This window comes from Pseudooceanicola antarcticus (assembly GCF_900215355.1).
GTDB lineage: Bacteria > Pseudomonadota > Alphaproteobacteria > Rhodobacterales > Rhodobacteraceae > Pseudooceanicola > Pseudooceanicola antarcticus.
Genome location: NZ_OBEA01000002.1, coordinates 579055 through 603275, shown reverse-complemented (window position 1 = coordinate 603275; position 24221 = coordinate 579055). Strand labels below are relative to the sequence as shown.

The 24221-nt window shown below is 65.8% G+C and carries 13 protein-coding genes, 1 tRNA gene and 1 pseudogene; 12 read left to right on the top strand and 3 right to left on the bottom strand.

The genetic code is table 11. The features are described 5' to 3' along the window. Positions 1 to 17: 17 nt before the first annotated feature. Positions 18 to 9419 carry a beta strand repeat-containing protein gene (locus CRO50_RS07400; RefSeq protein WP_143516870.1) on the bottom strand — a complete coding sequence of 3134 codons (9402 nt, stop codon included), beginning with the start codon at positions 9417 to 9419 and terminating at the stop codon, positions 18 to 20. Positions 9420 to 10425: 1006 nt separating this feature from the next. On the opposite strand from CRO50_RS07400, the gene CRO50_RS07395 reads away from it, so the two are divergent. Next, positions 10426 to 10668, top strand: a complete 243-nt coding sequence (locus CRO50_RS07395) for a hypothetical protein (RefSeq protein WP_143516869.1) — start codon at positions 10426 to 10428, stop codon at positions 10666 to 10668. An 81-nt stretch (positions 10669 to 10749) separates the two neighbouring features. Here CRO50_RS07395 and CRO50_RS07390 read toward each other — a convergent pair whose 3' ends face one another. Continuing rightward, complete coding sequence (locus CRO50_RS07390) at positions 10750 to 12288, bottom strand: acetolactate synthase large subunit (RefSeq protein WP_097145228.1); 1539 nt, start codon at positions 12286 to 12288, stop codon at positions 10750 to 10752. Positions 12289 to 12706: 418 nt separating this feature from the next. On the opposite strand from CRO50_RS07390, the gene CRO50_RS07385 reads away from it, so the two are divergent. The 11 genes and pseudogenes from CRO50_RS07385 (at position 12707) to CRO50_RS20365 (ending at position 23845) form a co-directional block, all read left to right on the top strand. After that, positions 12707 to 13477, top strand: coding sequence for an IclR family transcriptional regulator (locus CRO50_RS07385; RefSeq protein WP_097145227.1), 771 nt, complete (start codon positions 12707 to 12709; stop codon positions 13475 to 13477). Then, the gene (locus CRO50_RS07380; RefSeq protein ID WP_097145226.1) at positions 13474 to 15198 is read left to right on the top strand and encodes a hypothetical protein; all 1725 of its coding nucleotides are present in this window, start codon (positions 13474 to 13476) and stop codon (positions 15196 to 15198) included. The genes CRO50_RS07385 and CRO50_RS07380 overlap by 4 nt, the downstream gene beginning before the upstream one ends. Beyond that, positions 15195 to 15884: a hypothetical protein gene (locus tag CRO50_RS07375; RefSeq protein WP_097145225.1), complete on the top strand. Its 690-nt coding sequence runs from the start codon at positions 15195 to 15197 to the stop codon at positions 15882 to 15884. Before CRO50_RS07380 ends, CRO50_RS07375 begins: the two co-directional genes overlap by 4 nt. Then, positions 15881 to 16879: a membrane dipeptidase gene (locus CRO50_RS07370; protein ID WP_232617736.1), complete on the top strand. Its 999-nt coding sequence runs from the start codon at positions 15881 to 15883 to the stop codon at positions 16877 to 16879. Before CRO50_RS07375 ends, CRO50_RS07370 begins: the two co-directional genes overlap by 4 nt. Positions 16880 to 16887: 8 nt before the next feature. After that, a complete protein-coding gene (locus CRO50_RS07365) occupies positions 16888 to 17943 on the top strand; it encodes an ABC transporter substrate-binding protein (RefSeq protein ID WP_097145224.1) in 1056 nt (351 codons plus the stop codon). A 137-nt stretch (positions 17944 to 18080) separates the two neighbouring features. Beyond that, positions 18081 to 18929, top strand: a complete 849-nt coding sequence (locus tag CRO50_RS07360) for an ABC transporter permease (protein WP_097145223.1) — start codon at positions 18081 to 18083, stop codon at positions 18927 to 18929. Between the two features lie 11 nt (positions 18930 to 18940). Next, on the top strand, positions 18941 to 19732 hold the full coding sequence (locus tag CRO50_RS07355; RefSeq protein WP_097145222.1) for an ABC transporter permease: 792 nt from the start codon (positions 18941 to 18943) through the stop codon (positions 19730 to 19732). A gap of 23 nt (positions 19733 to 19755) precedes the next feature. Continuing rightward, entirely contained in the window at positions 19756 to 20826 is a 1071-nt protein-coding gene (locus CRO50_RS07350) for an ABC transporter ATP-binding protein (RefSeq protein ID WP_097145221.1), read from the top strand. A 7-nt stretch (positions 20827 to 20833) separates the two neighbouring features. Continuing rightward, positions 20834 to 21223: a Rid family hydrolase gene (locus CRO50_RS07345; protein ID WP_097145220.1), complete on the top strand. Its 390-nt coding sequence runs from the start codon at positions 20834 to 20836 to the stop codon at positions 21221 to 21223. Beyond that, positions 21216 to 22583, top strand: a complete 1368-nt coding sequence (locus tag CRO50_RS07340; protein WP_097145219.1) for an FAD-binding oxidoreductase — start codon at positions 21216 to 21218, stop codon at positions 22581 to 22583. Before CRO50_RS07345 ends, CRO50_RS07340 begins: the two co-directional genes overlap by 8 nt. A gap of 398 nt (positions 22584 to 22981) precedes the next feature. Next, positions 22982 to 23845: pseudogene (locus CRO50_RS20365) on the top strand (tyrosine-type recombinase/integrase). A gap of 99 nt (positions 23846 to 23944) precedes the next feature. Here CRO50_RS20365 and CRO50_RS07325 read toward each other — a convergent pair. Next, positions 23945 to 24018, bottom strand: a tRNA-Cys gene (locus CRO50_RS07325). Positions 24019 to 24221: the final 203 nt, after the last annotated feature.

The window sequence follows — 24221 nt, the reverse complement described above, 5'->3', positions numbered from 1 at the left end:
TGCTTCTTGGCCACGGATCAGAACTGGACGTTCAGGCTGAGCGAGGCACCGGCTTTGGACTTACCACCGAGGGAGCCGTCCGCAAAGCCGGTCAGGTTCACGCGGACCGCCTCCGTGGCCTCGAACCCGACGCCGAGGCTCAGGGCGCCCTGCGTCGATGCCATGCCCGGCACCTCGGTGGTGAAGGTCACCTCGTCCCCGCCCGAGCGGCCCTCGACGACATAGTCATTGAGGCCCTCGACGTGGTCGATCTCCAGGCCCGCGCTGACCGTCACCTTCGGCGCCACGGGGTAGCTGTAGTTCATGCCGAGGGAGATGCCGGCCACGGACTGACCGGGGATCTGCACGTCCAGGCGATCAGGCATGACCCCCTGGGTTTCCGAGAAGCTCAGGCCGTCCACTTCACCCGTCATGACGGAGGTGTCGATGTTCAGCACGCCCGCGCCCAGCTTGTTGCTGTAGCGCGCCCCGATCCGCACCAGGCGGGCGCTGCTTTCCACACCGTCGAACTCGACCCGCGAGGTCAGCGCGTTGCGCGTACCGCTCAGATCGCTCGAGCCGCTTTCCAGGGTGATGTAGGGCGCAAGACCGATATCCATACCTGTCAGCATGGCGCCGATCTGGAACTGGGTGCCGTCGCCGTCCCCGCTGAGGCCCGCTTCGGTGCTGAAGCCGCCGTTCACCGTCTGCACACCCAGACCAACCGCGACCATGTCGCTGGTATAGCCGAAGCGGGCGCCGGTGTTGGCGAAGGAGGTCTCGTAGTCCGAATAGGTATCCGAGTCCTGCGACGCCAGGCTGCGGTTGTCATGCACCAGCGAGCCCCAGCTCAGGTTGCCCGACAGGGGCGCATCGGCGAACAGGCCCGAAGTCACCATCAGCGACCGGAACGCGTATTCATGCGCCCCGCCATAGCCCTCGGGAGTGAAGCGCGAGAAGATCTCGACGCGGTCCTCGGGATCGGCAGCCGCCAGCATCGGCAGCAGGTAGCCACCGCCACCGCCGACCACGCCGTTGTTCTCGCCAACCAGACCTTCCTCGGGATCGCCCAGCTGACGCACGACATCGAACATCTGCTTGCTGCCGACCTCGCCCTCGGGGGTGGTCTCGAGGATGTTCTCGACCAGCTGCTCGCTCACGTCGCCACCGCTGTCGCCCAGGGCAACAAGGATACCGACCGAGTTGAAGTAGGCGAAGTTGAGGCTGGTGTTGTTGGTGAAGTTGCCGAAGTCGCCGGTGCGCAGCTGCGGATCGAAGCGCAGGATCTGGTAGACCTCGCCCTGCTGGGGCTCGAAGCCACCGAAGGGATCGACGTTCAGCACCGAGGTCTCGTCCAGCAGCAGCTCGCCACCGACCTCGATCACGTCATAGCCGGTCCCCGGCTCGGTCCCGCCGATCTCGATCTGCGCGCCGCCACCGTTGCGCAGGTCAAGGTTCCCCGCGAAGGACAGGTAGCCCGGCGAGTTGCCCGGCGACAGGAAGGCGCCGTTCTCGACGACGATGTTGGCCGCATCGACATAGCCGTTGCCCGACAGGACGACATCGGCACCGCTGAGGGTGACGGAGTCGGCGGTAATCACGGCGCGGTCGGGGTCGATCGCGCCTGCCAGCACCAGCTGGGTGTCGCCGGTCACGGTCAGGTCCTCGTCCAGGGTCAGGCCCCCCAGGCCACCGGCGTCGACCGGCCCGTAGAGGGTGATCAGACCGTTGGTGAAGTCGGCGGTACGGAAGTTGGCCTCGCTCAGGCTGTAGAGGGTGAAATCCGGCCCGTTCAGGGTCAGGCTGTCACCGCCCATGATGCCGGCATAGTTGAAGCTGTCGTTCAGCGTCAGCGCACCGGCCTCCTGGATGTCGCCCTGGAAGGTGCCCTCGCCGTCCAGGGTCAGGTCCGAGCCGTTCAGGGCAACTGTGCCTTCACCGTTCAGGCTGTTCAGGGTCTGCGCGCCCTCGGTGATTTCGAAGGTGGTCTCGGTCAGGTAGACATCCGCGTCCGAGCGCAGCACGCCGCCCATGGCCAGCGTCAGGCCGCCTTCGACAATGCGCAGCGTCGGCACGTCGATGTCGCCATAGGCGCCGCCGAAGGTCAGCTGGCCCTCGCCGTACTTCCAGAAGGTGCCCTCTCCGGTCATCGTGCCATCGAAGGAGCTGTCCCCCTGCTGGTCGATACCCAGTTCACCGCCGTCGGCCAGGGTGAAGTTGCCGGAGCCGGTCAGCCCCGCATCCTCGCCGGTGATCTCGATCAGGCTGCTGGACACGACCTCGATCTCACCGTCGTTCTGCACATCGCCCTGCGAGACGACGTCGTTGTAGAGCTTGATCGTGCCGGTGTCCTGGTTCTCGATGCCCTCGGCGCCGGCAGTCAGCACACCGGTGCCGCTGACCTGCCCCGAGTTGACCAGCGAGGCGACCTCGTAGTCGGCCGCGAAGGTGAAGGTGCCCTTGTTGGTAACGTCACCCACGGTGTCGGCAGTGCCGGCATAGAAGGTCGCGCCCGACAGGATGTCGATCGCGCCGGTATCGGCAAGGGTGCCGCCTCCGGTGGTCGACAGGACGCCCTCGCGGACGGTGGTGCCGCCGGTGAAGGTGCTGGCACCGGTCAGGTAGAGCGTGCCGTCGCCTTCCTTCTCGAAGGCGCCCGCGCCGGTGATGATCCCGGCGTATTGCGTGGTGCCCAGCTGGTCGACGATCAGCTTATCGTCTTCCCCGGCCAGCTGCACTTCGCCGGTCGCGCCGCCTTCAAAGCCGGCATCGGCGCCGGTCACGTCGATGCGGCGGGTGCCGGTCACGGCCCAGAGGCCGCTGTTGGTCACATAGCCTTCCGAGGTGACATTGGCGTTCTGCTCGAAGGTGCCGTCCTCGTCGTTGTAGACGCCACCCTCGCCCGCGGTCAGGGCCGCGTCGAGGTCGGTGGTGCCATCCGAGTAGAGCGAGGCCACGGTCTGCGCGGTGTTCACGTCATAGGTGCCGTGGTTGACCACGTCGCGGACAGTGTCGGCGGTGCCGGCCACGAAGGTCGCGCCGCTGCTGATCTCCAGGTCGCCGGTATCGGCAAGGGTGCCGCCGCCGGTGGTGTCCAGGGTGCCTTCCGACACCAGCGTGCCGCCGGTGTAGCTGTGCGCGCCGGTGAAGGTCAGCGTGCCGTCGCCCTCTTTCACGAAGATGCCCAGACCGTCCATTGTTCCGGCGTAGGTGGTGTCACCCGCCTGATCCACGACGAGGTAGTCGGTGGCCGCATCCATGTGGACCACCCCGGTGCCGGCACCGGCAAAGCCGCTGTCGGCGCCGGTCATCTCGATCCGGCGATAGCCGTTGATGTCCAGCGTTCCGTCGTTGGTGAAGTCCCCCTCGGAGAAGACATTGGCATTCAGCGTGAATTCTCCGGTCTCCTCGTTGGTCACGCCACCCGTCCGGGCGGTCATCACAGACCAGATCTCGGCGGTGCCCGAGTTGGTGAACGAGGTCACGTTCTGTGCGGCATCCGGGTAGGCGTAGTAGGTCCCCTTGTTGGTGACCACGCCGACCGTATCGACCGCCCAGGTGGCGAAGGTGCCGTCGGCCTCGATGGTGATCTCGCCGGTGTCGGCCAGGGAGCCGTCCTCGGTAATCACCAGCCAGCCTTCGCGGACGGTGGTGCCGCCGGTGAAGGTGTTGGCGCCCGACAGGTGCAGCTCGCCCTCGCCTTCCTTGGCGAAGGCGCCCTCGCCGGTGATGATCCCGGCATAGAGCGTGTCGCCCAGCTGATCGACGGTCAGGCTGCCCTCGGCATCGCTCAGGCGCACTTCACCGGTGGCATTGCCCTGGAAGCCGGCGTCGTCGCCGGTCCCGGTGATGTCGATGCGACGGCCGCCGGTCACCTCCAGCAGGCCGTTGTTGATGACGTTGCCTTCGGATTCGATGTCGGCGTTCTGGTTGAAGGTCGCCCCATCGTTGTTGGCGACGCCGAAGCCCGTGTCAGTCACGCCGGCAGTCAGCTTGGCCTCCAGGTTGGTGGTGTCGTTGTTGACAAGCGCATCGACATTCTGCGCCGCATTGACGTTGTAGGTGCCGTTGTTGAGCACCCCTCCGACGGTGTCTGCAGTGCCCGCAACGAAGGTCGCGCCCTGCGAGATCTCGATCGCGCCGGTATCGGCAAGGGTGCCGCCGCCGGTGGTATCAAGCGTGCCTTCCGAGACCAGCGTGCCGCCGGTGTAGGTGCTGGCGCCGGTGAAGGTAAGCGTGCCGGTGCCTTCCTTGATGAAGGCGCCCAGCCCGTTGATCACGCCCGCATAGGTCGTGTCGCCCAGCTGGTCGACGGTCAGGATATCGCCTTCCAGCTCCAGGTTGACCACACCGGTCGATGCCCCGGCAAAGCCGGAGGACGCGCCGGTGGTCTCGATGCGGCGGACGCCGTTCACGTTCAGCTCGCCGTCGTTGGTGACGTCGCCGAAGGAATAGATGTCGGCATTGATATCGAAGACACCGTTCAATTGGTTGGTCACACCGCCGGTGCGGGCGGTCAGGTTGGACCAGATCTCCGCCTCGCCGGTGCCGGTGTTGGTGAAGGAGGTGACGTTCTGCGCCGCGTCACTGGCAACGATGTAGGTGCCCGAGTTGCGCACCTCGCCCACGGTATCGACCGCACGGGTGATGAACGAGCCATTTTCTCCGACGGTGATCGCGCCGGTGTCGGCCAGAGAGCCGGTCGACTGGACCTCGACCCAGCCTTCCGAAACGGTGGTGCCGCCGGTGAAGGTGAGCGCATTGGAGAACGACAGCGTGCCGCTGCCTTCCTTGGTGAAGCCCCCCAGGCCGGTGATGATGCCGTCATAGGTGGTGTCACCCAGCTGATCGACGGTCAGTTCGGTGTCGGCGCCGGAAAGGCGGATCTCGCCGGTGCCTACCCCGATCAGGCCCTGATCGGCGCCGGTGATGTCGATGCGACGCTCGCCGGTCACCTCGATCAGGCCGCTGTTGAACACCATGCCCTCGGATTCGATATCCGCGTTCTGGTTGATCGTGCCGTCGGAGAGGTTGATGACGCCATAGCTCAGGCTGTCGGGATCGAGCGGATCGAAGAGCTCGACCCCTGCGGTCAGCTTGGCTTCCAGGTTGGTGGTGCCAAAGTTCATCAGCGCATCCACGGTCTGGACCGCGTTGACGGTGTAGGTGCCACGGTTCTCGACGCCGCCGACCGTGTCGACGGTGCCGGCGATGAAGGTCGCGCCCTCGGCGATGCCGATGTAGCCGGTGTCGGCCAGCGTGCCGCCACCGGTGGTGTCCAGGGTGCCTTCGCGCACCACGGTGCCGCCGGTGTAGCTATGCGCCCCGGTGAAGGTCAGCACGCCGGTGCCTTCCTTGTTGAAGCTGCCCGCGCCGGTGATGTTGCCCGCGAAGGTGGTATCGCCCAGCTGGTCCACGGTCAGGTCGGCCGCCGCCAGGGTCAGGTTGATGGTTCCCGCGCCGGTCAGGCCCGAGGTGTCGCCAGTGGTCTCGATCCGCCGGGAGCCCTCGACGTTGACGGTGCCGTCGTTGTTGACGTTCCCCGTGGACGTCAAGTTGGCCCGCATGTTGAAGACGCCGCTGGACTCGTTGTCCAGCGAGGCGACTGTCAGGTCGTCGTTGGTGTTCAGAATACCGCCGTTGGTCACGACGCCCACGGTGTCGGAGACATCGAAGGTCAGCGTCGCGCCCGTCAGCACGCCGATCGCACCGGTATCGGCCAGCGAGCCTACATTGCCGCCGCTCGAACCGATCACCAAGGTGCCATCCGCGACGGTGGTGCCGCCGGTGTAGCTGTTGGCACCATAAAGCGAAAGCTGGCCCTCGCCCTCTTTCACGAAGCTGCCCAGGCCGCTCATCTGGCCGGCAAAGGCACTGCTGCCCGACAGGTCGGCGGTGAACTTGTCATCGGCCTCGGCCATGACAACGCGCCCGGTGGTGTCGCCGTCGAAGGTGCCGGCGGTCAGGGTACGCTCGCCGTTGACGTTCAGGGTGCCGTTGTTGAGGAACTGGTTGGTGACGTCGATCTCTGCGTCCATGTTGACCACGCCGCCGTCGCGGTTCACCGCGTCGTCAGTGACCGTCAGCTTTTTGTTGACGTTCAGCGTGCCCTCATTGTCCACGAGGTCCACGGTGACCAGGGCGTCGAGGTTCGAGGTACCCGCGTTGCGCAGGCTGCCGAAGGTGTCAGCACGCTCGGCAGTGAAAGCCGCGCCTTCCGACACCCTCAGGTTCAGGTCGTTGTCCAGAGTTCCGGTGCCAGTGGTGGTCAGGTGACCGCCGCGCACGTAGAGATCATCGGCAATGATCGAGCCCTGGATTTCGGCCGTTGCCAGCACCGACTTGGCGTCGAAGTTGACGCGATCCGCGGTGATGTCGCCTTGCAGGATGGCGCCGTCGGCCTGCGAATTGGCGTTGTCGATCAGGTAGAAGCTGACCGCGCCATCGGGATCGCCATGGCGGATGTCGTTGACCAGGGTCACCGTGCCCTCGGCCGAGACCGAGCCCAGGATGAGGCTGCTGCCATCGGGCACGAAGCCACCCTGGCCCCAGACCAGGGTCGGGCTGCCCAGGCTCGAAGCGCCGAAGTTCAGCACCAGGCCCTCTTCGGTTTCCGCCGCGAAGCCACCCGATCCGGTCCACATCACGTTGTCCGAGGACATGCCGACCCAGCGGGTGAACTCGCCCGCGGTCTGGAAGACGGCCGCCGAGGCATCCTCGAAGGAGTCCGAGGTCATGGCGTCGGTATCCAAGCCGCCGAATTCGAGCAGCGAGTTGGCATAAAGGCCGACGCCGTCCTCGGCCACAAGGGTGCCGGCATCCAGGTGGGTGGTGCCGGAATAGGTATTCTCGCCCAGGAACAGGACGCGGCCCATGCCGTTGATGGTCACATCCGCGCCGTCGCCGTCGGCGAACTGAGCGCCTTCGTAGCTGGCCTTGGAATCGTCGGCGATGCCGCCCTCGAAGATGATCTCCTTGCCCTCGTCCGCCGAGATCGTGACCTGGGCGCCCTTCATGATGAACATGTCGGCGCCTGCCGCATCGCCCGAGGAGCCGTCGAGATCACCCGAAGAGCCGCCGCGCGTCGAGTTGCCGGCAAAGGTCATCTCGCCCTGCAAGGTCACGGACCCGCCAGAGCGCACGAAGATCGCCCCGCCAAAGCCGGCACCGCCCGAACCGAACATGGTCTCGCCGCTGCTGTTGACGGTAGAGCCGTCGCCACCGCCGAAGCCGCCGTAGCCGCCGGACCCGGCCGCCGATTGCGCTGCGTTTGCGGGCTGACCGCCGCCGCCGCCGCCAGCGCCGAAGCCGCCGTTGCCGCCAGAGCCGCCGCTGCCGCCATTGCCGCTGCCGAAGGTCGGGTTGCCGGCCGAGGTACCGGCGGAACCACCTGCGCCGCCGGAACCGCCGCCGAAGAAGTCGCCGCCGTTGCCGCCGTCGCCACCGTCGCCACCGTCACCACCAGTGCCCAGCGTGCCTTCGCTCGAGGCGATCTGCCAGTTCACCAGCTGCGTGGTCTGGGCTGCCAGGGTGATGCCAAGCGAGATGGCATTGGCCGTGCTGGAGGCCGAGTTGGACGGGTCGGGATAGGGATCGGGCATGCTCGATGCCACCGCATCTGCCACCGCCGCAGCGATCGCAGCGCCCGTGGCCGCAATATCCGCGACCAGCATCGGGTTTGTCGCCAGGCCGTCGGAGCCAGAGCCGCCAGAGCCGCCGATACCACCGAAACCGGTGGTCGAGTCCGCCGCGTGCAGACCGTCGCGACCGTCCACGCCTTCACCGTCCAGCGGCAGCGAGCCATCCGGACCGCCGGCGGCGACCGCCACATTGCCCGAGACCTCGCGCCCGTTCATGCCGCCGCCCATGGCGCTTTCGCTGACGAAGCGCAGGGAGCCCGGGGTGCCGCTGATGGCACTGCTCAGGGTGACGCTGCCGGTGACCGGGTCGACCGCGGTCACCACAGTGCCCGCGGGCACGCCGTCGCCCTCGACGATCTGGCCGACTTTGACACCGTCCACGCCCGAGTTCACCGTCACCGTGGTGCCGGAAACCGTGACGTTGGACGAATAGAGCACATCCATCTCGCCCGAGATGTTCTGGCTGAGGATCACCCGGTCGCCGTCGATGGACACGACGGTCGTTCCCGCAGGAATGCCGGCGCCATAAACCGTGTCGCCCACCGATAGGCCGTGGTTGGTGGTCGGCAGGTAGATCTCGTTCGACCCCTCGACAAAGCCGGGTTTCAGCGCGCTGAGGCTCAGCAACTCGCTCGGGACGTCGTCCGACAGGGTGACGACCCCGGTGCTGCGGTTGATGCTCTCGATGGTGACATCGCCGGAAATGCCCTCGCCCGAGATCCGCATCCCCACTTCGTAGGACGGCGGCACGTTGCCCGCGCCGAAGTCCAGCGTGTCGGCGCTGTTTTGCGCGAAGACCGAACCGATCAGCAGCGGCGGCGAGAAGATGTTGAAACTGCCGCCCATGGCGTCGGGATCGACCGCCTGGTTCAGGATGATCTCGGTCACATTGCCGTCGCCGTCCTTGACCACGCTTTCGATGTAGGTCCCCTCCGGAACGCCGTCGCCGACGATCTGCAGACCGGTCTGCAGCGCTCCGCGGTCCGACACGGACAAGTTCTCGGTGCCGATACGGACCTGGCTGTCTTCGTAGAAATACATCGCGCCGGCAGTCCCGGCGATCCAGCTGTCGCTGGTGAAGATCATCGAGGAGCTGATCGAGTCGGAAACGTCGAGCCCGCCGTCAAAGCTGAAGCCCGTCTCGTCCGCCCCGGTCACCGTGGCGTTGGAGCTGGTCGTGACGGCCCCGCCGGAACCCGCGGTGGCCGCCCCGAAGATCACGCCGTCGCGCACCTCGAAGACCGGATCGTTCTCGTCGTAGGTCACACGGGTCAGCGAGAAGCTCGAGCCGTCCTGGACGATGTCGTAGGTGTAGCCCGAGACCAGGTTGGTCGAGGTGGTCGCTTCCTTGTCGACGATCCCCAGGGCCGCGTTGCGCACCTCGACGCTGCCACCGCCACCACCGTCACCGCCGACGGCACGGTTGTTGGTGAAGTTGGCATCCCGGATCACCAGGGTCGCGCCCTCGTTGACGAAGAACACGCCACCAAGACCCGCGCCCCCGCCTGAACCGTCGCCGCCCTGGGTGTTGAAGTTGCTGAAGGACTCCCCCTCCGCATCGACGGTAACGACCCCGTTCATCACCTCGAAGCCGCTTTGTCCGTTGCCGTTCAGCGAGACCGTCTGGTCCTCCAGGACCGAGCCGTCAACCACACGCGACACACCGCTTGGCAGGCTCTGCGCCAGCGCCGGCTGCACAGCGACACTCAGGATGCCCGTTGCCAGAAGAGTGGTGGTCAGCAGACGTGCCGACAAAGAAGCCTCGGCGCGCGCGCCAGCCTGCATCATTAGTCCCGCCATTTAAGTCCCCGAAATTCCAGATTAATAAAGCTGAGAGCTTTGCACGATAAATTCCCGAGCCTCTGTAGACTCAAATGAAACGCCCGTGTCAAGTACACGTGTATGCAGATCCATCCCACGGCGAGCGGGCTTCTCGCGTTCTAGAATCTAGGAGCAGAGCACCAGCCTGCAGTCTCCCGCTGCTGAACGCAGGCGGGCGGGCAGCACGTCACTTGAAGTGGGCTTTTTTCTCCAATTTGCCGAGCACGAGAGCGTCGGTGACCTGCCAAGGGATTTGTTCCTCCACCGTCGATCAGAGTCCGGAGCAACCTGAGGACGGACAATGAAGCGAACGAGATAGACGGACGCACAGAGCAGTCACTTCCCGGCAGCGCATTGCAAAGCAATGTCACGAAAGGGGGCATTCTGGCCGGGCACGAGGCAGCCGCGAAGTGCCCCGGCCCCGCCCGCCAGCGGGCTCGCGCGAAACTCGCCCAGTCGAAACGGCGGCAGGTCATCGTGACACGCCCTTTCTCGCCACTGAACAGAACGTGACCGAAACCGGAATGATGAGAGCAGCGTTGCAAAGAAGATGCCAGAACTAACCAGGTCGTGGAGGCGAGTACTGGAATCGAACCGGTTTACACGGATTTGCAAGCCGTCCGTAACTTCATGAAACTAGACAAGTTCTTGATGCGAACCCGCCAGGACAGATGCGGTACAAAACATGAATAACGCGACCTGATTGTCGGAATACCCGCGATGCTGGTTGTTCCTTCTATTCCGGAACCCAAACCGGCAATCACTCTACAGCTTGTCGAAAGCGAGCAACCGATCGGGCTAGAACCTGATTGGTCGAGTTCTCAGCACGCCGGAGCCGAATACCTAAAGCCGAACCCCAACCTGCAGACTCTCGTTGTGAATGAGGGACCAGCAGGGGGCAGGTCAGGTGCTAAACCCCTCACCTGCGACCACGGATGCCTACTTCCACAGCTGGATGTCTCGCAAGGGTGTCAAATTGCGAAACATGACCACCCTCTGTCGCTCGGCGCAGAAGCTTTCTTCTCTTGTCGAGGAGCTGGACGTGATCGCTGTCGGTCCGGAACCGCTATACCATGCCAGGCTGGCCCCGGCGGGAATCTACCGCGTCGGCCTGCCGGAACTACCCGAGCCCATGCCCATGGGCGGGCTCACGATGACACATATGCCCAGGAGCCAGGCCGTTCAGGACCTGATCTCCATCGCTGAACATATCAGCATGAAGATCTAGCTTCTGAGCAGCAGCGTGTGATTGCTTGGACGGCACATTCTCTGTCGAATGCCTCAGACCGTTTCCGGCCTAGCCGTCAGCTTACATCGCGACCTCGATCAGGCGCGGGCCAGTACTGGACATGGCGGCCTCCAGCGCCGCCTGCAATGCCCCCGCCGTGGCGACACGCTCGGCGACAACCCCCTGCCCTTCGGCCAGCTTCACCCAATCGGGCGCCGGATCCTCCAGCGACATCAGCGGCTGGGTCTCGTCGATGGGCGCGCCGGCGCCGATCTTTGAAGTCTCGTTCGCCAGGATCCGGTACGACCGGTTGGCCAGCACCAGCACCGTCACGTCGCGCTTGTCGCGCGCCATGCTCCACAGCGCCTGCAGCGTGTAGAAGGCCGAGCCGTCGCCGGTGACGCAGAGCACCTTGCGGTCCGGGCAGGCCGTCGAGGCGCCAAGCGCGACGGGCATAGAGTACCCAATGGAACCGCCCCGGTTGTTGATCCAGTCATGCGAGGGGGCCTCGGCGCACATCGGGAACATATGGCCTCCGTTGGTGATCGCCTCGTCAACCACGATGGCCCCCGTCGGGAGGGTCCTGGCAACGCAGCGCCCCAGCACCTCGGCGTCGATCGCCGCCTCGGGATCCGCTGCTTCGACCTCGGATTGCGTGTAGGGGGTAACCTCCGCCCCGAGCGCCGCGGCCAGCACCTCCAGCGCCGCCTCGACCTCGCCGCCCGGCGCGCAGAGCGGCAGAACCGCCGCGCCCTCGGGCAGCAGCTTCGAGGGGCGCCCCGGATAGGCAAAGAAGGCAACAGGTTCCCGCGCGCCACAGAGGACAGCGGCGCGGACCTCCTTCAGCGCTTCCGTTGCGGGGTCGACATGGAAGGGGATGCGGGCCAGCGGCGGCGTACACCCGCCCCGCTGCATCCGCGCCACCGCGGCCTCGGCCAGCACCTTTGCGCCGGTCTTGCGGGCGATGGCGTCAGCCAGTTCGGCCATGCGTCGCGTGATGCAGGGCGCCCCGATGACCAGGGCTCCGCCGGGGGCGCTCAGCGCCGCCAGGGCGTCGGCCACCATCGCCTCCTCATGGGTCGGTCGCGCTTTGGGCAGCGCCGTGACCGGCGCACCCTCGGCCGGCAGCCATGCGACATCATTGGGCACGATCAGCGTCGCCACCCCACCGGTCGAAACCTGTGACAACAGATGCGCGGTGGCTCCAGCCACCTCGCCCGGGGTCTGCGGCGTTGCAACGGCGGCGCTGACTGTCGCCGCCATACCTTCGATATCGGCACTGAGCGGGGCGTCATAGGCAAGGTGATAGGTGGCGTGCTCGCCGACGATGTTGAACAGCGGCGTCTCGGCCTTGCGGGCGTTGTGCAGGTTGGCCATCCCATTGGCGAAGCCCGGCCCGAGGTGCAGCAACACCGCCGCCGGCGTGCCGGTCATCCGCGCATAGCCATCCGCCGCGCCGGTCGCCACCCCCTCGAACAGGCAGAGCGACAGCGCCATCCCCTCGGTCCGCCCGAGCGCCGCCAGCATGTGCATCTCGGTGGTGCCAGGGTTGGCAAAGCACATGCGAACCCCGTTTTCCACCAGGGTACGGACCACGAGGTCGGCGCCATTCTGTTCCATGGATTTCAATCCTCTGCTGCGGGCGTGACTTTGAGCGAAACCTCCCTGAGCCCCGCCCAAGTGTCAATAATAATGAGCACAACAACATTGAAGCTTACCGAAAGATCACGAGGATGCGCAGGTCAGAAGCATCGTCTCCGCCTTCAGGAAATCGCAGAAACGAGCATATTCCACGTGAATATGCGCTCAAAATTCAGAACCGGGCCGCGAATGCGATTCGTCATCTGAGCTACCCCGTGGACTTCGCCGCCCGCTGACCGCACAGCAGCCCGCCGCCAGCGCTCAAAAATTGACACACTTGAAATGATGAATTTCTCTTACCGATTTCAATGACTTGAGGAATGAACGGCGAAATCCAGCCCGAAACGGGGCCGAATTTCCTTTGACAGGCGCCAGCTCTGCCCGCAGCATATTCAATATGGATCTCACATATTCAAATAGAATACAAGATGAAAGCGGCAAGGACGGCGGTGTCCGGCCCCTCTCGACGGCGCTGAAGGTGCTCGATGTGCTCGCTTTCTTTTCCGACAAGCGTCGCCCGCAGCGGCTGTCGGATGTCGCCACAGGCCTGGGCCTGTCGCGGGCCACGGCCTACCAGCGGCTGCTGACCCTGGTTGCAGCGGGCTGGCTGGAACAGGACGAGGGCGGCGCCTACCGGCTGTCGATGCTGGCCACCCGCATGGCGGTGGCGGCGCTCGACCAGGCCGACATCGGCACCCGCGCCGACCCGGTCCTGCACCGGCTGGCCGAAGCGACAGGCGAGACCGCCTCGCTGTCGATCATCGACCGGGGTCAGCCCTGCATCGTCGCCCGCGTCGAGACCGACACGCTACTGCGCGCCGAACAGAAGATTGGCACCATGATGTCGCTAGAAGGCTCGGCCTCGGGGCGGATCCTTGTCGCCTATGCCGAGGCGGCGCAGCTTGAACGCCTGCGCCGTGGCCCGCATCCCCTGCCCGCCGAGGACACGCTGCCCGAGATCCGCGCTAAGGGTTATGCGCTGTCCAGCGGCTACACCCAGACCGGGGTAATCGCCATCGCCGCGCCGGTCTTCGACCAGCCGGGCCGCTGCAGCGCGACCCTCTCGCTGGTGGTGCCCCAGATCCGCTTCGACGAGGCCCGCTTCGCCGGCCCGCTGGTCGAAGCCGCAGCCGAGCTTTCCCGACACCTGCAAGGAGGCGCATCGTGACCGCGTCGTCACTTCATACCACGACCCCCGACGGGCGACCCGGCCTGCGCAACTGGCGCGAGCTGATGAAACCGCAGCGCCTGGCCGCGATGCAGCCCAGCCGGCTGTCCGGCACCCGCGCCATGATGAACCGCATGATCCGCGAGAAGTGGGACATCCAGCTGCAACGCTTCGACGTCGATGCAGAGGCGCGCGGCACCATCGCCTACTCGATCCGCACGCCCCGGCAGGAATTCAGCTTCATCGCCTTCTCGCTGACCCCGAAACGCGAGGGGCGCACGGGGCGCATCATCGGCCGCGCCTGGGACATGATGGGCACCCTGAACGAAGGCCCCGCGACCGAGGCCGACATCGAACGCGCCCGCGAGGACCTGCCGAAGCTCTACCGTGGCCGCGCCAGCGAGAACGCCCTCGTCTGGTGCCGTTCCAACCGCTCGATGCGGGTCTTCGAGACGGTGCTCGAGGCGCTCTCCGACGGCCGCCAGCCCTCGGTCGACGACCTGAACACCGTCTGTTACCTGATGCGCAACACCGGGCTGGACGGCAACGGCACCTTCGGCACCCGCTCCTTCCCCTCGATCAACACCGGCGAGCATGACCTTGGCGGCATGCTGGAGGCTCAGCTGCTGCTGGCCTATCTGATGCGCGAGCTGTCCTGCGACCTGGTAGAGCACCTGGCCCGGCTGCGCTCGGACAGGGCCGTGACACTGAACCCGGCGCTCCGCAGCTACCTCGGCGTCGGCAACGGCTCTGCCCTGGGCCTGATCTTCTTCATCCAGAAGCACCCGCGCCTGCTGAACAGCTGGCTGACCGCGCGCGAAACCGCCGTGGCCGCGGCCCTCGGGCTTGAGCTGGGCAAGGGCGACGCGCGGATCGACACCCTGATCGGCCTGATCCGGCGCGCCGTCCGCTTCCGCAGCGAAGACACGATGATGTACGAGACCTTCACCGCCTCGTCGCAGGTGGCGCAGGACCTGGCCTCGCTGCTGCCCGCACTGGAGGAACTGCGCGACGGTGGCACCATCGACGGTCAGGCGGAGCGCTTCCCGCTGGACATGCTGGCCCGCCGTGCCGAGGCCACCCTGGCCCCCGAAAGCTACGAAAGCTTCCTGTCGCTCTGCATGGAGCTGGTCCCGGAAGAGGCCGACGCCCTCGCAGCAACGGTTTCCGGCGCCGACGAGATGGCGGTCAACCCGACGATGACCGCCGGAGCGCTGATCGACCTGCTGGAAGACGAATACGCCTGGGCACTGCAGATGGACATGTGTGCCGAGAACGCCCAGGATTACATCTGGTACAAGTCGGAGACCGCCGAGGAACCCCGCCGCGGCCTGCGCGCCGAGGTGCCAGAGGCCCGCGACCTCGGCCTCGACATCCCCGGCCAGGTGCAGCTGCTGCACAGCGACCTTGGCGGCGTGCCCGACGATCTGCCGATGGCGCATTTCCTGCTGTCCCATCCCCATCACCGCCTGATGGTGGCCCGCGCGCAAAGCCTGGAGGGGCTGCCCTTCCACACCCCGCACGCCAATATCAACGCCGGTGACTTCGTGCCCATCGACCTGGTGCGGCTGATGAACGTCGCCCTGCACGGCATCGACAAGACCCGCGACTACCTGCAACGCAACCTGCGCGGCGTGCTTTACCACGGGGCCCCCACGCGCGAGGCGATCCGCGCGGGCGAAGGCGCCGACTGGTTCTATCCCGAGGAGCCCCGCGCATGAGTGATCGGCAAATCCTGAGAGTCATGCCGCGCGAGATGCGGATGATGAGCGAACGCATCTTCTCTCTCAGCGCGCTGCCCAAGGGCTTCGCGCTGATGCTGACCGATACGGTGATGTATTCGCAGGCCATGGGGCTGGGCGGCTTCGCCCACCTCGAAACCGGGATCGAGGCACTGAAGGCCGCCGATCCGCAGCGGCTGAAGCTGACCGAGGACCGCGACGGCAGCCTGCGCATGGACTGCGGCGGGCAACATGCCTGGATCGTGCTGCCCTCGGTGCTGGACCTGCTGGGGCTCGAGGCGGCGCGCCGCGACGGCGCCCGCATCCTGCTGGAAAACCTCACCCATCCCGAAGAACTGGAACTGGCCGAGGGCTTCGGGCTCCGGCTCGGCCTAGCGGTCAAGGTCAGCGGAGAGGTTGTCTCGGCCCGCACCTGCCCGCCCGAGGACCCGGTGCTGGAACACGCCCTGAAGGACGGCTGCCGCATCCCGGCAGAGCTGTGGTGGCGCATCTGGGCCTTGGCCCAGACCGCGCTGACCCCGGACTCAGTGATCTCGCGCCGCCATGCGGGGGTGAACATCGTGACCGAGGATGGCCAGATCATCGGCCGCACCGACAATGACGACGATACCGACCCGAATTTCATCAATTCGGTCGGCCTGAAGACCAAGGAAGCCACCCCATGACCGCCATGAAACCTGCCCAGATCATCGACGGGCTGCAATGCGGCCACTTCGACCGCGACAGCTTCGTCAACCTGAAGGCCGCCGGCGTTCATGGCGTGGTCGTCACCTGCGGCTTCTGGGAAGGCACGCTGGAAAGCCTCGACTCCCTTGGCCGCTGGCGTGACCTGATCCGCGAAAACTCCGATGTCGCCGCCTTTGGCTACACGCCTGAGGACATCGAGAACGCCGCTGCCGAGGGCAAAGTCGCCGCGATCCTCGGCTACCAGAACTCGAACCTCTTCGAGGGCCGCATCCGGCTGGTCGAGATGTGGGCCGAGCTGGGCGTGCGGGTGGTGCAGCTGACCTACAACAACCAGAACGAACTGGCCGGCAGCTGCTACGAGGCCGAGGATTCGGGCCTTGCGCGCTATGGCAAGGAAGTCATCCGCGAGATGAACCGCGCCGGCATCCTCGTCGATTGCAGCCATGTCGGGAACCTCTCGACGCTGCAGGCCATCGAGGCCAGCGAAAAGCCGATCGCCGTCACCCACGCCAATGCCGACAGCCTCTTTGCGCACAAGCGCAACAAGACCGATGACGTCCTGCATGCCCTGCGCGACACCGGCGGCGTGATCGGCGTCGCGGCCTACCGCAACATCACCGGCAACTACTTCTCCGGGCCCATCGAGAACTGGTGCGAGATGGTCGCCAAGACCGTCGAGATCGCCGGCATCGACAGCGTCGCCATCGGCACCGATCGCAGCCACAACTTTACAGCGCCTGACTACGCCTGGATGCGCATGGGTCGCTGGACCCGTGGCATCGACTACGGCGCGGCCTCTGCAGCCCGCCCCGGCAAGGCCCCGCCGCCGGACTGGTTCCAGTCGCTGGAAGACATGCAGATCATCCCTAACGGCCTCCGCTCCGTGGGCTTTTCAGAAGAAGAGGTCGCCAAGATTACCCACGGCAACTGGTTGCGCCTGTACGGCGAGACCTTCCGCAAATCCAACAGTTGAGAGATCCCATGACGATCAAGAAGACGCACAACGCGCTGATCCGCCCCAACCGCCGCCTGTTCCTGCAGGGCACGGCAGCGCTTGCCGGCGCCTCGGCCCTCGCCGCCCCCTCCATCGGCCGCGCCCAGTCCAAGGAGCTGTACATCAACTCCTGGGGTGGTCCCTGGCTGGAAGCCGCGACCGAGAACCTGTTCAACCCCTTCACCGAGGCCACGGGCATCACGGTCAACACCGTCTCGCCGGTGTCCTTCGCCAAGCTGGCCGCCCAGGTCCGCACCGGGGTCTACGAATTCGACGTCACCACCCTGGGTGGCGGTGACATCGTGGCCGCGAACAACGCCGGCCTGCTCGAGCCCATCGCCTCGCCCTACCCCGGCGGCCTGTTCCAGAACGGTGTCGGCAGCCACGCCTTCGCCACCATGATGGCCTGGCGCACCGACAAGGGCTGGGAAGAGACCCCGCAAAGCTGGGCCGACTTCTGGGATGTCGAACGCTTCCCCGGTGGCCGCTCGCTACAGCGCTACCCGGCCCGCGTGCTGCCTCTGGCCCTGCTCGCCGATGGCGTGGCGATGGAAGACCTGTATCCGCTGGACATCGACCGCGCCTTCGCCAAGCTGGACGAGATCAAGGAGCACGTCCGCGTCTGGTGGACCGGCGGCGCCCAGTCGACCCAGCTACTGCGCGATGGCGAGGTCGACATGATCGGCATCTGGCATGGCCGCTACTTCGAAGCTGCCGACGCCGGCGCGCCGGTCGACTTCACCTGGAACCAGGCCGAGCTCGACAGCGCCTATTGGGTCGTCGCCAAGGAGACGCCCAACATGGAAGCCGCGAAGATGTTCGTCGAATTCGCCACCTCGGCCGAGCCGCTGGCAGGCTTCGTCAGCCAGGCCAACTACGGCGCGCTGAACCCGGCAGCGGATGAGTTCATCCCCGACGCCGCCAAGCCGCGCATGCCGACCGCGCCCGGCAATGTCGAGACCACCTTCACCCAGGACATGCTGAACTGGGGCGGCGATCCGCAGGAAGTGGCCATGCGCTTCGACGAATGGCTGGCCTCGTAAGCACTACCCCCAGGGCCTTCCCCGGGCCCTGACCCTGCCGGGGCGCGCGCCTCTTGCAACGCCGCCCCGGCCTTTCCCCCTGGCGCCCGCCCCTGACCGGGCGGCCGTCCGAATTCCCCACTCCGAGGAGGTCTCCCATGGGCCTGTCCCTCTCAGCCCTCGCCGAGCGCAAGACGCTCTGGCCCTGGCTGCTGCTCCTGCCGCTGACGATCTACCTGGCGCTGTTCTTCCTGGTGCCGCTGATCGAGGTCGGCATCATGTCGGTGACCGAGCCGCGCCCCGGTCTTGGCAACTACGAGAAGGTGCTGACCGGCAGCCTCTACCGGAAGGTCTTCATCAATACCTTCGGCACGGCCCTGCTGGTGACCTTCTGCTGCCTTCTGGTCGGCTACCCGCTGGCCTACCTGATGTCGACGGTCAGCAAGCGCGCCGCCATGGGCATCCTGCTGCTGATCACCATGAGCTTCTGGACCTCGTTCCTGGTGCGCACCTACGCCTGGATGGTCCTTCTGGGCAACAACGGCCCGGTGATCTGGCTGATGACCCAGCTGGGCATCGCCGAGCCGCCGCCGCTGCTGTTCACCCGCTTCAGTTCGACCCTGGCGATGGTGCATATCCTGGCGCCCTACATGATCATGAACATCTACACGGTGATGCAGAAGATCGACCCCTCGCTGATCCGCTCGGCGGAAAGCATGGGGGCCTACGGCAAGTCGCTGTTCCGCCATGTCTACCTGCCGCTGACGGCACCGGGCATCGCCAATGGCTCGGTCCTGGTCTTCGTGATCTGCCTCGGCTTCTACGTCACGCCCGTCCTGCTGGGATCCCCGCGCGAACAGATGGCCGCCGGCCTGATCGGCAACCAGATCGAGCAGTTCCTGGCCTTCGGCCTGGGCAGCGCGATGTCCATCATCCTGCTCGTCGTGACGCTGGTGATCCTGGGGATCTATCATCGCCGTTTCGGCCTCGACAAACTTTACGGATAGGAGCGCAGATCATGAATACGCTGATGCGCTGGATCGGGATCGCCGTGGTGATCTTCATCGCCGCCCCGCTGGTGATCGTGGTCCCGATGTCCTTCTCGACCGCCGCCTCGCTGCAGTTCCCGCCGCCGGGCTATTCCTGGGGCTACTACCAGCAGTTCTTCTCGGATCCCTCCTGGCTGCGGCCCGCGTGGAACTCGATCTACATCGCCACGATGAACACCCTGCTGACCATGGCGCTGGTGGTCCCTGCCACCTTCGCTCTGGTGCGCCACAAGTTCTGGGGCAAGAGCTTTGCCAACCTGATGATGATGATGCCCATGGCGGTACCCCATATCGTCATGGCGGTCGGCTACTACTCCTACTTCGGAGAGCTGAAGCTGGTGCACTCGAAGCTGGGCGTGATCCTGGCCCATAGCTGCCTGTCGGTGCCGATCACCTTCCTGGTGCTCTCGGCCAACCTGAAGGGCTTCGACCTGACGCTGGAACGCGCGGCCCGCTCGCTTGGCGCCACTCCGGGGCAGGTCTTCCGCCACATCACCCTGCCGATCCTCAAGCCCGGCCTCGCCATCTCGGCCCTCTTCGCCTTCATCCAGTCCTTCGACGAGACGGTGGTGGCGATCTTCATCTCGGGCCGCAACGCCGAGACCCTGCCGCGCAAGATGTTCGACTCGATCCGTGAAGAGGCCGACCCGGTGATCGCCGTGATCTCGACCCTGCTCTTCGCCATCGTCTTCATCGGGCTTCTCACCCCGTCGCTGATCAAGCTGGTCCGCCGCATGACCGGGAGCCCGCAACCCAAATGACCCAGACCCCCACAGGAGCCGACATGAGCGCCTATCTTCGCCTCGCCGGCGTCAACAAGACCTTCGGCAGCTTCACCGCCCTCGGCCATATCGACCTTGAAGTCGAGAAGGGCGAGTTCGTCACCTTCCTCGGACCGTCGGGCTCGGGCAAGACCACCACGCTGATGGTCATCGCCGGCTTCGAACAGGCCACCAAGGGCGAGATCACCGTGGCGGACCAGTCGCTGGCCCATCTTGCGCCGCAGGAACGCAACATCGGCATCGTGTTCCAGAACTACGCCCTGTTCCCGCACAAGACCGCGGCCGAGAACGTCTACTTCCCCCTGCAGATGCGCAAGGTGGGCAAAAAGGAAGGCATGAAGAAAGCCGAGGAGATGCTGGAGCTGGTCGGCCTGGCCGGTTTCGCGCACCGCCTGCCGAAAGAGCTGTCGGGCGGCCAGCAGCAGCGTGTGGCCCTGGCCCGCGCGCTGGTCTTCGAGCCTGACCTGCTGCTGCTGGACGAACCGCTCGGCGCGCTGGACAAGAACCTGCGCGAGCAGATGCAGATCGAGATCAAGCGCATCCAGAAGCGCCTTGGCGTGACCACGATCTTCGTCACCCATGACCAGACCGAGGCGATGTCGATGTCCGACCGCATCGTCGTCTTCTCGAACGGTGCCATCGAACAGGCCGCCGCCCCGCTGGATATCTACCACCGCCCCGCCACCCGCTTCGTTGCCGACTTCATCGGCGAGAGCAACCTGCTGGAGGCCACCATCACCGATGCCGCAAGCGGCAAGGCGCAAAGCCCGGTGCTGGGCGAGGTCACCTGCGGTGCCGAGGGCATGCCGCCGCTGACGGATGGCCAGGCGGTGACGCTTCTCATCCGGCCCGAACACCTCAAGCTCTCGCGAGAGCCGAAGGAGGGCCGCCAGAACGCGCAGATGGTGATCGAGACCATCGTCAACTATGGCGACAACGCCGTCGTGATCGGCCATGCGGGCGATCAGCAGATCCGTGTCAGGGTGCCGGGGGCGGATGTCGTCATTCTGAAGGAAGGTGACAGCTGTCACTTCAGCTGGACCGCCGATGCGGTCTTCGTCCTGGACAAGTGAGGCCCCCATGCTGGACCAGATGATCACCCGTTTCGGCACCTCTGCGCGTGCCTCCATCGCCACCGTCGCCAATGGCACCGGCTACTTCGCCGTCACGCCCGAGGCGCCCTATGACGCCAACCTGTCGATGCCCGATCAGGCCCGCCAGCTCTTTGCCAAGGCCGAGGCGCGGCTGGCCGAGATCGGCTCTTCCAAGGGGCAGCTGCTGTTCTGCGCCATCATCCTGAAGGATGTCACCGAGGTCGCGGCCTTCAACGCCGTCTGGGACGAGTGGGTGGCCGATGTGGCACCGCCCGCCCGCGCCTGCTTCGAGGCGAACATGGCCAACCCCGCCCTCAAGGTCGAACTGATCATGATCTGCACCGTCCCCCAGGGCGCGCCCAAGGCGGATGTCTGACGACCCGCTGCTGGTCGCCCTCGCGGGGCATGACCTTGCCCCGCTGAGCGATCCCGACGCCTGCGCGCGCTTTGCCACCGATGCCACCCGGCGGGTGGAGAGCGTGCCGGCGCTGGTACTGCGCCCGGCGGGCACGGCGGGGGTCTCGGCGGTGCTGGCCGCCTGCCACGCAGCGGGGCGGCCCGTCGTCGTGCAGGGCGGGCTGACCGGCCTGTCGGGTGGCGCCCGCGTACGCCCGGGCGAGGTCGTACTGTCGCTGGAGCGGATGCGGAGCCTCGGCCCGGTCGATCCGCTCTCCGCGCAGATCGAGGTCGAGGCCGGGGCAACCCTGCAGGCGGTCCAGTCCGCCGCCGCCGGGCATGATCTCGTCTTCGGCGTCGATCTTGGCGCGCGGGGCACGGCCACCATCGGCGGCATGGTAGCGACCAACGCGGGCGGCATCCGGGTGCTGCGCTACGGCATGATGCGCGCCCAGGTCGCGGGCCTCGAAGTGGTGCTGGCCGATGGAACGGTGATCAGCGCTGTGCGCGGGCTGGACAAGGACAACGCCGGTCCCGCGCTGCACCAGCTCTTCATCGGCTCGGAAGGTACCTACGGCGTGATCACCCGCGCCCTGCTGCGGCTGCACCCTGCTCCGACGCTGCAAGCCAATGCGCTGATCGCCGTCGACGATGTCCCCCAGGCGCAGGCACTACTGCGTCACCTGCGGGCGCGGCTCGGCGGGCTGCTCTCGGCCTACGAGGGGATCTGGCCCGAGGTCTACGAAGGCGCGACCGCGCGCCTTGGCACCACGCCCCTGCCCTATGGCGCCGGGCTTTACGTTCTGGCCGAGATCCAGGGCATGCAGCACATCCTGCGCGAAGAAGCCTTCGAGGCCGCCCTGATCGAGGCCTATGAGGCCGGGCTATGCCGCGACATCGTCGTCGCCCAGTCGGGGCGCGAGCATGACCAGCTCTGGGCTCTGCGCGAGGCCTGCGTGGAATATACCTTCGGGCTGGGCGAGCTGGTGCCACACGACCTGTCCCTGCCCGCCCATGCCCTGCCCGCCTTCCTCGACAAGGCTCGCGCCCTGCTGGCCCGCATCGACACGGAGGCCCGGCCCTATATCTACGGCCACCTCGGCGACGGCAACCTGCACTACATCGTGCAGACCGCGCGAAGCTCCGAGGTCAGCACGGCGCTGAACGCGCTGGCGGCGGGCATGGGTGGCTCAGTCACCGCCGAGCACGGGCTGGGGCAGGACAAGGCGCCCTATCTGGCGATGGTCCGCAGCGGCGCCGAGATCCAATTGATGGGCACCCTCAAGCGGGCTCTGGATCCGGCAGCGAGCCTTGGCCGAGGTCGGCTGCTTCCCGACTAAGGCGGCCGAGAGCATCTTGGGTCACATCCAGCGCATGCGGCCCGGGGGCATGCGGACCCGCAATCCACGCACAAGAGCCGCTGCAGAGCGAAGAGCATACCCTCAGTACAGCCAACTATGTTCAGGCAATGAAGGGCCGCATCGCGATACAGCTGGACGTGACGAAAACCAGCGGCGGGCCAGCGAGATCGCCCGCCGGATCTATCCACCGGTGCAGTCCGCGCTGCTGAGCAGGCTGCGGCCCATTCCCCGCCTCTTCACCACTCAGAAAGTGGGCTTTTTTACCCAATTGGCCGCGCACGAAAACAGCGGTTCCCTCACCGGTCAGGAGGATTTTGTCCTGATTTCTAGATACCCCCCGGGGGGCCGGCATTCGTCAACGCCAATAGCTGCCGTTCATGCCAAGCGCAGCGAATGACCGCACCCAACCCATCCGCGACATTCCTGCCAGCCGCAGCATGCCTCCAGGTCCGGACACCAAGGGCGGATTCCGGAAGCTCGCGCCGGGGACCGGTCGGGACTACGACAAGGTACTCGACCGGATCATCGACAAGCTCGGTCCACTGCCGGTAGCCAAGCATCGGCGCAAAGACGTAATCCGCGCCCGCGACGCCAACGCCAAGACGGTGCGCTTCGCCAATTGTACGGTTCAGGTGACGCGGATCATAATGGAGTACTCCATCGACATCGGCTGGCGAGACGACAACCCTGCCAGGGGTGTCTCGCTTCTAAAGTCAAACACAGAGCCACGCGTAGCTTGGCCTGATGACAAGATCGATGCCTTTCGCGAGGTTGCCGGGGATCGCGCCAGGCTGGTGTTCGAGCTCTGTCTGCAGACCGGGCAGCGCATAGGTGATGTTCTCGAGATGCGCTGGAGCGACATCGAAGACAACGGGATCAACGTGCGCCAGAACAAGACCGGGGCGAGGCTGTGGGTGCCCTTTACGAGAAGCCTGCAACAGGTCCTCAACCAGACGCCTCGCATGGGCGAGACCATATGTGCTTGATGTCCCAAGGGGCGCGCCCTCAGCTATCGAAGCGCGCACGAGGCTGTAATGGCCGTCAGGAGGCAGATCGGGGCCGAAAAGTACGACTTGCACGGGCTGCGATACTCGGCCGCCGCCGAGCTCGGCGCTCTTGGCCTTGATGACGACTACATCATGGCCGTGACGGGTCACTCTTCCAAGGAGATGGTCGCCAAGTATGCTGACCCTGCTCGCCAGCGAGCTCGCGCGAAACTTGCCCAGTCGAAAAGGCGGTAGGACTGAGACACACGCCTCTCTCGCCCCTGAACAGAACGTGACCGATACCGGAATGCTGAGCGCAGTGTTGAGACGAAAAAGCCAGAACTGGCCAAGTAGTGGAGGCGAGTACCGGAATCGAACCGGTGTACACGGATTTGCAATCCGCTGCGTCACCACTCCGCCAACTCGCCGCCGGAGACCCTCAGGTCATGTGGTACAGGCGGATATAACTTCCGCCCAAGGGGGCTGCAAGGTGGAAAATCCATCCCCTGCCACCTATGGACGCGCGCGCACGAGCTGCCACGCCGCTTCACCTACATGACAAACCTCAATGCGCGACAGGCGGCATGCGCGCCTCTCCGATCCTGGTGGCGTCCGGGGTCTGCCACCCTGA